Consider the following 4433-nt stretch of genomic DNA (forward strand, 5'->3'; position numbering starts at 1 on the left):
CGTCGACGCCGGTGCGGGCGGCGATGAGTCGCGCCACGTCGTCGACGTCGGGTTCGCGCAGGCGCAGCGGGCGCACCCGCGAGCGGATGGTGGGAAGCAGGTCGGCCTCGCTGGGGGCGCACAGCACCCACACCGTCTTCTCCGGCGGCTCTTCAAGGGCCTTCAGCAGCACGTTCGAGGTGCGCTCGACCATGCGATCGGCGTCTTCGACGACGATCACCCGGTAGCGTCCCGCGGACGGGGCGAAGTACGACCGCTCGACCAGTGCGCGCGCCTCGGCGATGGTGATGATCACCTTGTCGGTGCGCAGCGCCGTGACATCCGGATGCGTGCGCGCGAGCACCTGACGCATCGTGGCCTCGTCGACCGGCTCGTCCGCGATCAGCGCGGCCGCGAACGCGTAGGCCAGCGTGGATCGTCCCGACCCCGGCGGGCCGGTGATCAGCCAGGCGTGCGACAGGGATGCCGGGTCGGCTGCGGCCTGACGGAGGGTCTGCACCGCGGCATCCTGACCCCACACGTCCGTCCACGGGAACGGCGCGGTGGTGAGGGCTGTCATGCTCTCCAGCCTATCCGCGGGGCCGACATCGCCTGATGCTCCGCCCACTCAGACGAGGATCGACATGCGCGCCCGGATCAGCACGGCGATGTCGTCGGGATCGAGCGAGGCGTCGACGACGAGGAACCGCTGCGGCTCGGCGGCGGCGAGCGCGAGATACGCCGCCCGCACGCGGGCGTGGAAGTCCTCCTTCTCGGCCTCGAGACGATCGAACGGCTTGTCGTCCGCGTCGAGCCGGCGACGGGCCGTCGACGGGTCGAGGTCGAGCAGCACGGTCAGATCCGGCAGAGCGCCCTCGGTCGCCCACAGCGAGAGGTCGCGCACCTCGGCTGCGTCGAGCACACGCCCGGCACCTTGATACGCGACGGACGAGTCGAGGTAGCGATCCTGGATGACGACGTCGCCCCGCTCCAACGCCGGTCGGACGACCGTCGCGACATGGTGGGCCCGGTCGGCGGCGTACAGCAGAGCCTCGGCTCGGGGTGCGATGTCGCCACGGTGGTGAAGCACGATGTCGCGGACGAGGGTGCCGACCTCGGAGCCGCCGGGCTCGCGGGTGTGCAGCACGGTGCGACCGCGCTGCTGCATCCACTGCGCGAGCAGCCGGGCCTGGGTGGTCTTGCCCGAGCCGTCACCGCCTTCGAACGTGATCCACAGTCCCGGCTGTTCCAGGGTCACGCGTCCGCCTTGGCCGCCGCGCGTGCCGCGTCAGCCTTCGCGATCGCGTTCGCCTTGCGCGTGGCGGCGGCCTTCTTCGCCGCTGCAGAGCGCGCAGCCGCATTGTCGGCGTCCGACGCCGGCTTTGTCGTGGTCTTCTTGGCGGCCGGTTTCTTGGCTGCGGTCTTCTTGGCTGCCGGCTTCTTGGCCGGGGCCTTCTTCGCGGTCGGCTTCTTCGCACCGCGCTTGGGCGCGGGGCCCTTGGCGCGCTTGTCGGCGAGCATCTGGACGGCGATCTCGAACGTGACGTCGTCGGGGGTCTGCCCGCGCGGGATGGTCACGTTGGTCTCGCCATCGGTGACGTAGGCGCCGAAGCGGCCGTCGCGGATGCGGATCGGCTTGCCGCTGACGGGATCGGCCTCGAACTCCTTCAGCGCGCTGGACGCCTTGCGCCCGCCGTACTTCGGCTGGGCGTACAGCTCTAGTGCCTTCTCGAGTGTGACGTCGAAGATCTGCGACTCGCTCTCCAGCGAGCGCGAGTCGGTGCCCTTCTTCAGGTAGGGCCCGAAGCGTCCGTTCTGCGCCGTGATCTCCTCACCCGTGGCGGGATCGGCGCCCACCACGCGCGGCAGGCTGAGCAGCTGCAGCGCGGTGTCGAGGTCGATCGTGTCGACCGACATCGAGCGGAACAGCGACGCGGTGCGGGGCTTGGGCGCCGCATCCTTCTTCGTCTTCTTCTTGCCCTTCGAACCGGCTTCCTGAGCCTGTGGCAGGACCTCGCCGGTCGACTCGTCGACGGCGTCGTCGTCGGAGACCGGGTCGTTCTCCTGCACGTACGGGCCGAAGCGGCCGTCCTTGACGACGATGATCTTGCCGTTCTCGGGGTTCTCGCCGAGCACACGGTCGCCGGCGACGGGGGCGTCGATCAGCTCGCGCGCCTTGTCGGCGGTGAGCTCATCCGGCGCGAGGTCCTCGGGCACGTTGACGATGCGCGGCTTGGCCTCGGGGTCCGCCGGATCGGCGACCTCGAGGTACGGGCCGTACTTGCCGAAGCGGAGGGTGGCGTCGTCGGTGATGCGCGTCGAGTTCAGCGCCCGCGCGTCGATCTCGCCGAGGTTGTCGACGACCTGTCGCAGCCCCACCTGATTCTCGGAGCCGTAGTAGAACGACTTGAGCCACTCGACGCGGTTCTGCTCGCCGCGGGCGATCGCGTCGAGGTCGTCTTCAAGTGCTGCGGTGAAGTCGTAGTCGATCAGGTCGGCGAAGTGCTGCTCGAGCAGCCGCACGACGCTGAACGCCAGCCACGTGGGCACGAGTGCCTGTCCGCGCTTGGTCGCGTAGCCGCGATCGATGACGGTGCCGATGATGCTCGCGAAGGTCGACGGGCGGCCGATGCCGTGCTCTTCGAGGGCCTTCACCAGCGAGGCCTCGGTGTAGCGCGGCTTCGGCGTGGTGCGGTGCCCCTTCGCCACGGATTCGCCGATGACGAGCTCGTCGCCGACGCTCACGGCGGGCAGCGACTGCTCGGCCGAGGAGTCCTGCGCGTTGCGCTTCTCGTCGCGGCCCTCCTCGTACGCCTCGAGGAACCCCTTGAACGTGTAGACGGTTCCGGATGCCGTGAACTCGACCCGCTTGCCGGCAGCCTGGGTCTCGAGGGTGACCGTTGTCGTCTCGTACTTGGCATCCGACATCTGACTGGCGACCGTGCGCTTCCAGATCAGGTCGTACAGGCGCTGCTCTTCGCGGTCGAGGCCGGAGGCGACCGATGCGGGAGTGCGGAAGGTCTCACCCGACGGGCGGATCGCCTCGTGCGCCTCCTGCGCGTTCTTGCTCTTCGACTTGTAGACGCGCGGCTTCAGCGGCACGGCCGAGTCGCCGTACAGGGCCACGGCCTGGCTTCGCGCAGCCTGGATCGCCTGCGTGCTCAGCGCGACCGAGTCGGTGCGCATATAGGTGATGTAGCCCTTCTCGTAGAGCCGCTGGGCGACGCTCATCGCCTGCTTGGCGCTCATCGAGAGCTTGCGTCCGGCCTCCTGCTGCAGCGTGGAGGTGGTGAAGGGCGCGTAGGGGCTGCGGGTGCCGGGCTTCGCCTCGACCTTCGAGACGGTCGCCGTTCCCGTGGCGTCCACGGCGACGGCGAGCGCTTCGGCGTCGGCCTCGGAGAGCACGACGACGGCCTTCTTGAGCTTTCCGGTGTCGTCGAAATCGGTTCCGCGGGCGAGCTGACCACCGTCGACGCGCACGAGACGCACACCGAACGCGGATCCCTGGGCCGAGCCTGCAGACGCGGACGCCTGCGACTCGACATCCCAGTACTCGGCCGAGACGAACGCCATCCGCTCGCGCTCGCGCTCGACGACCATGCGGGTGGCGGCCGACTGCACGCGGCCGGCGGACAGCCCCGACTTGACCTTGTACCAGAGCACCGGCGAGACGTCCCAGCCGTACAGCCGGTCGAGGATGCGGCGGGTCTCCTGCGCGTCGACGAGGGCGAGGTCGAGCTCTCGTGTGTTGCCCACGGCGGCCTGGATGGCGTCTTTGGTGATCTCGTGGAAGACCATGCGCTTGACGGGAACCTTGGGCTTGAGCGTCTCGAGCAGGTGCCAGGCGATGGCCTCGCCTTCGCGGTCCTCATCTGTGGCGAGCAGGACCTCGTCGGCGCTCTTCAGCGCACGGCGCAGCTCGGCGACCGTCTTGGTCTTGCGATCGGACACCACGTAGTAGGGGTCGAAGTCGTTCTCGACGTCGATGGAGTACTTGCCGTACGCCTTCTTGTCGTCGGCGGGGATGTCCTTCTTGTCGGCGAGGTCGCGGATGTGACCGACCGAGCTGAGCACCTGGTACCCGTCGCCGAGGTATCCCTGGATCGACCGCATCTTCGTCGGGGACTCGACGATGACGAGCTTCTTGCCTTCTGCCAAGGGGCGTCCTTTCTTCGAAGCACACCATACACACCGCGATCCTGGCGTGAGCCGAGAGATCCTCCGGCGAATCGGCTGACGCGCGGGCGGTGCGAGGGCGTCGCACGTTCAGCTTCTCGGGGGTCCCGCCCGGGCCCGGGCGACGGCGACCAGTCCAGAGTACGCGGATCTGACCTCGACCGTCGCCGTGAGCGCGTCGACGGTGCACGAGACGAGCTCCGATCCGGATGCCAGGGCCACGCGCGCGGCGAGAGAGCAGGCATCCTCCCCGGGGGCGACGGCGCCCGACGCGGCGT

3 protein-coding genes and 1 pseudogene are annotated in these 4433 nt (G+C 69.2%); all 4 read right to left on the minus strand.

Annotation, left to right across the window (positions count from 1 at the left end):
- Nucleotides 1–559: AAA family ATPase (locus RT309_RS13860; RefSeq protein WP_313357973.1), on the minus strand; the 559-nt coding region annotated here is incomplete at its 3' end.
- A gap of 48 nt (nucleotides 560–607) precedes the next feature.
- Nucleotides 608–1237 carry a dTMP kinase gene (gene tmk / locus RT309_RS13865; RefSeq protein ID WP_313357974.1) on the minus strand — a complete coding sequence of 210 codons (630 nt, stop codon included), beginning with the start codon at nucleotides 1235–1237 and terminating at the stop codon, nucleotides 608–610.
- Nucleotides 1234–4137 (minus strand): type I DNA topoisomerase, encoded by a 2904-nt coding sequence (topA, locus tag RT309_RS13870; RefSeq protein WP_313357975.1) that lies wholly within the window; start codon nucleotides 4135–4137, stop codon nucleotides 1234–1236. Before topA ends, tmk begins: the two co-directional genes overlap by 4 nt.
- Before the next feature lie 108 nt (nucleotides 4138–4245).
- A pseudogene (locus RT309_RS13875) lies at nucleotides 4246–4433 on the minus strand (helicase); the annotation flags it as partial.

Source organism: Microbacterium sp. (assembly GCF_032084865.1).
GTDB lineage: Bacteria > Actinomycetota > Actinomycetes > Actinomycetales > Microbacteriaceae > Microbacterium.